The organism is Streptomyces sp. NPDC059456 (assembly GCF_042750055.1).
Lineage (GTDB): Bacteria > Actinomycetota > Actinomycetes > Streptomycetales > Streptomycetaceae > Streptomyces.
This window is the reverse complement of record NZ_JBHYVA010000715.1, coordinates 1-4,307: the sequence shown is the minus strand read 5'-3', so window position 1 is coordinate 4,307 and position 4,307 is coordinate 1. Positions and strand designations below refer to the sequence as shown.

Here is a 4,307-nt window from a genome sequence, read left to right as displayed (position 1 = left end):
GAGGAGCCCCAGGCCCTCCACGCCCACATCGTCCTGCTGCGCGACCGGCCCACCGGCGGCCTCAGCGCCGCCCCGGCCGCGCGCGAGCTCGCCCTCAGCCACGACACGGCCGTCAGCGAGCTCGAACCCGAGGAGGGCAGCGAGCTGGAGCAGCTCGCCGAACTCCTCGCCGTCACCGATTTCGCCACCGCCTACCTCGCCCTGGCGACCAGGGGACACGGCTGAGGCACGCACCGTGCCCCCGCCCCACATCCAGAAAGACGACCGATGGACCGCCTGACGAACACCATTCGCCCCTACGCCTGGGGATCGACCACCGCGATCCCCGCCATACTCGGGGTCGAACCCACCGGGGAGCCCCAGGCCGAGATGTGGATGGGCGCCCACCCCGGCGCCCCGTCCCGCCTCGACCGCGGCGCCGGCGAAACCACCCTCGCGGACGTCATCGCCGCCGACCCCGAGCGCGAGCTCGGCCCGGCCGCCGTCGCCAAGTTCGGTCCCCGGCTGCCCTTCCTCCTCAAGCTCCTCGCGGCGGGCGCCCCGCTCTCCCTCCAGGTCCACCCCGACCTGGAGCAGGCGAAGGAGGGCTTCGCCGACGAGGAGCGCCGCGGCGTCCCGATCGACGCGGCCCACCGCAACTACAAGGACGCCAACCACAAGCCCGAGATGATCTGCGCGCTCACCCCCTTCGACGGCCTGTGCGGGTTCCGCGCGCCGCTGGAGGCCGCCGAGCTGCTCGCGGGCCTCGGGGTGGACTCCCTCAAGCCGTACGTCGACCTGCTCCGGGCCCATCCCGAAGAGGCGGCCCTGCGCGAGATGCTCACCGCCGTACTGACCGCGGACCGCGCCGAGATGGCCCGTACGGTCGCCGAGGCCGGCGCCGCCATCGAACGCCTCGGGGGCCCGTACGCGCCGTACGCCCCGCTCGTCCACCACTACCCGGGCGACCCGGGCGTGATCGCGGCCCTGCTCCTCAACCACGTCCGGCTCCAGCCCGGCGAGGCCATGTTCCTCGGCGCCGGCGTCCCGCACGCCTACATCGACGGCCTCGGCGTGGAGCTGCTGGCCAACTCCGACAACGTGCTGCGCGCCGGACTCACCCCCAAGCACGTGGACGTGCCCGAACTCCTGAAGGTCGTGCGGTTCGAGGCCGGCGACCCGGCCGTGCAGCGCCCCGAGGGCAACGGCGAGGAGGTCTACGAGACCCCCATCGACGAGTTCCGGCTCTCCCGCTTCGTCCTGCCCCCCGGCGCCGCCGCCCACCCCCTCCCGGACACCGCCCCGCAGATCCTGCTGTGCACGGCGGGTCACCCGCAGGCCGGCGAAATGACGCTGTCCCCCGGGGAGTCGGTCTTCGTCCCGGCGGGCGAAAAGGTCGAACTGTCCGGTATCGGTACCATCTTCCGGGCCACCGTCTCCGTCTGACGTGGCGTCCGCGGCCACGGCTGCAACAATGTGCCGCCGTAGCGCGGCGCCCCCGGAGGGGCCGCCGTACCGAGGAAGGGACTTCTGAAACCCATGAGCGCGTCGGGCGGTACCAGGGCGATCGTGGCGGCACTCGCCGCCAACATCGCCATCGCTGTAGCCAAGTTCGTGGCCTTCGTCTTCAGCGGGTCGTCGTCGATGCTCGCGGAAAGCGTCCACTCGCTGGCCGACTCCGGGAACCAGGGGCTGCTGCTCCTCGGCGGAAAGAAGGCCCAGCGCGAGGCGACGCCGCAACACCCCTTCGGGTACGGGCGCGAACGCTACATCTACGCCTTCCTCGTCTCCATCGTCCTCTTCACCGTCGGTGGCATGTTCGCCATCTACGAGGGCGTCGAGAAGGTCCAGCACCCGCACCCCATCGAGGACTGGTACTGGCCGATCGGCGTGCTCCTCTTCGCGATCGTCGCAGAGGGCTTCTCCTTCAAGACGGCGATCAAGGAGTCGAACGAGATCCGCGGCTCGCTGTCGTGGAGCCAGTTCATCAAGCGCGCCAAGGCCCCCGAACTGCCGGTGGTCCTGCTGGAGGACTTCGGCGCGCTCGTCGGCCTGGTCCTCGCCCTCGGCGGCGTCGGCCTCGCCCTCGCCACCGGCGACGGCGTCTGGGACGGCATCGGCACCCTCTGCATCGGCACCCTGCTGATCCTCATCGCGATCGTGCTGGCCGCCGAGACCAAGTCCCTGCTGCTCGGCGAGGCCGCCGGCGCGGAGGACGTCGAGAAGATCAAGAACGCGCTCGTCGACGGGGACGTCGTCACCCGCGTGATCCACATGCGCACCCTCCACCTCGGCCCGGAGGAGCTCCTGGTCGCCGCCAAGATCGCCGTCCAGCACGACGACACGGCCACCGAGGTCGCCGACGCCATCAACGCCGCCGAGGCCCGGATCCGCGCGGCGGTCCCGATCGCCCGCGTGATCTACCTGGAGCCGGACATCTACGACGCGGAAGCCGCCGCGAAGGGCTGACCCGCCCCCCCCCGCACGAAGCAGGCCGTGTCCCCGTGCCGGGAGCCGCGGGCCCCGGACGCCCTCGCGCGACCGTCCGCGCCGGAGTTCACGGGGCACCTTCTTCCCCCGGCCGCTGGGGCCCGCTCCACCGACCGGTGTAGATTCGTCACCGTGTCAGGCGTCGCTGCTGATGGCGGTCGGGCGGTCCTCAGGACCGGCCGAGGGGAGAGAGGGCCCCCGACGGACTGAGTGCCCGGTGCACCGTCCCACAGGCGATGCGCGGCTCAGCCGTACCCACCTTCTCCACCCATGAGGAGCAGCACCCATGGACTTCAAGGTCGCCGACCTTTCCCTTGCCGCCTTCGGCCGCAAGGAGATCACCCTCGCCGAGCACGAGATGCCCGGCCTGATGTCGATCCGTCGCGAGTACGCCGCGGCCCAGCCGCTGGCCGGCGCCCGCATCACCGGCTCCCTCCACATGACCGTGCAGACGGCCGTCCTGATCGAGACGCTGGTCGCCCTCGGCGCCGACGTCCGCTGGGCCTCCTGCAACATCTTCTCCACCCAGGACCACGCGGCCGCCGCCATCGCGGTGGGCCCGAACGGCACCCCGGAGAACCCGCAGGGCGTCCCCGTCTTCGCCTGGAAGGGCGAGACGCTGGAGGAGTACTGGTGGTGCACGGAGCAGGCGCTGACCTGGCCGAACACCCCCACCGGCGGCCCGAACATGATCCTCGACGACGGTGGTGACGCCACCCTCCTCGTCCACAAGGGCGTCGAGTTCGAGAAGGTCGGCTCCGCCCCGGACCCGTCCACGGCGGACTCCGAGGAGTACGGCCACATCCTCACCCTGCTGAACCGCACCCTCGGCGAGACCCCGCAGAAGTGGACGCAGCTCGCGTCCGAGATCCGCGGCGTCACCGAGGAGACCACCACCGGCGTCCACCGCCTGTACGAGATGATGTCCGAGGGCACGCTGCTCTTCCCGGCCATCAACGTGAACGACGCCGTCACCAAGTCGAAGTTCGACAACAAGTACGGCTGCCGCCACTCCCTCATCGACGGCATCAACCGCGCCACCGACGTCCTCATCGGCGGCAAGGTCGCGGTCGTCTTCGGCTACGGCGACGTCGGCAAGGGCTGCGCCGAGTCGCTGCGCGGCCAGGGCGCCCGCGTCATCGTCACCGAGATCGACCCGATCTGCGCGCTCCAGGCGGCCATGGACGGCTTCCAGGTCGCGACGCTGGACGACGTCGTCGAGACGGCCGACATCTTCATCACGACCACGGGCAACAAGGACATCATCATGGCCTCGGACATGGCCAAGATGAAGCACCAGGCGATCGTGGGCAACATCGGCCACTTCGACAACGAGATCGACATGGCCGGCCTGGCCAAGGTCGACGGCATCGTCAAGGACGAGGTCAAGCCGCAGGTCCACACCTGGACGTTCCCCGACGGCAAGGTCCTGATCGTCCTCTCCGAGGGCCGCCTGCTGAACCTGGGCAACGCGACCGGCCACCCGTCCTTCGTGATGTCGAACTCCTTCGCGGACCAGACCCTGGCCCAGATCGAGCTCTTCACCAAGCCGCAGGAGTACCCGACCGACGTCTACGTGCTGCCCAAGCACCTCGACGAGAAGGTCGCCCGCCTCCACCTCGACGCCCTCGGCGTCAAGCTCACGACGCTCCGCCCGGAGCAGGCCGACTACATCGGCGTCAAGGTCGAGGGCCCGTACAAGCCGGACCACTACCGCTACTGATCCGCGACCGCCCCACGCGGCAGCGGCAGCACCAGCACGTCCAGCAGGCCCCCGGCGCGAACGTGGTGACCGTGCGCGGCGAGGGCGAGCGGTGCGTGGGCGACGTCCTGGCGGA

4 protein-coding genes are annotated in these 4,307 nt (G+C 70.7%); all 4 read left to right on the top strand.

Annotated features, from left to right (window positions below; translation table 11 throughout):
• Positions 1-225 (top strand): SIS domain-containing protein (locus ACFXA3_RS37010; protein ID WP_385194667.1); only part of this gene is annotated, 225 nt, incomplete at its 5' end.
• 42 nt (positions 226-267) lie between these two features.
• On the top strand, positions 268-1,425 hold the full coding sequence (gene manA, locus ACFXA3_RS37005) for a mannose-6-phosphate isomerase, class I (protein ID WP_385194665.1): 1,158 nt from the start codon (positions 268-270) through the stop codon (positions 1,423-1,425).
• A gap of 93 nt (positions 1,426-1,518) precedes the next feature.
• Entirely contained in the window at positions 1,519-2,448 is a 930-nt protein-coding gene (locus ACFXA3_RS37000) for a cation diffusion facilitator family transporter (RefSeq protein WP_385194662.1), read from the top strand.
• Positions 2,449-2,755: 307 nt separating this feature from the next.
• On the top strand, positions 2,756-4,192 hold the full coding sequence (gene ahcY, locus ACFXA3_RS36995) for an adenosylhomocysteinase (protein WP_385194660.1): 1,437 nt from the start codon (positions 2,756-2,758) through the stop codon (positions 4,190-4,192).
• Positions 4,193-4,307 lie beyond the last annotated feature (115 nt).

Excerpts from the sequence above, each read along its gene's own strand:
- ACFXA3_RS37000 (WP_385194662.1), top strand. The coding sequence starts at position 1,519 with ATGAGCGCGTCGGGCGGTACCAGGGCGATCGTGGCGGCACTCGCCGCC.
- manA (WP_385194665.1), top strand. The coding sequence starts at position 268 with ATGGACCGCCTGACGAACACCATTCGCCCCTACGCCTGGGGATCGACC.
- ahcY (WP_385194660.1), top strand. The coding sequence starts at position 2,756 with ATGGACTTCAAGGTCGCCGACCTTTCCCTTGCCGCCTTCGGCCGCAAG.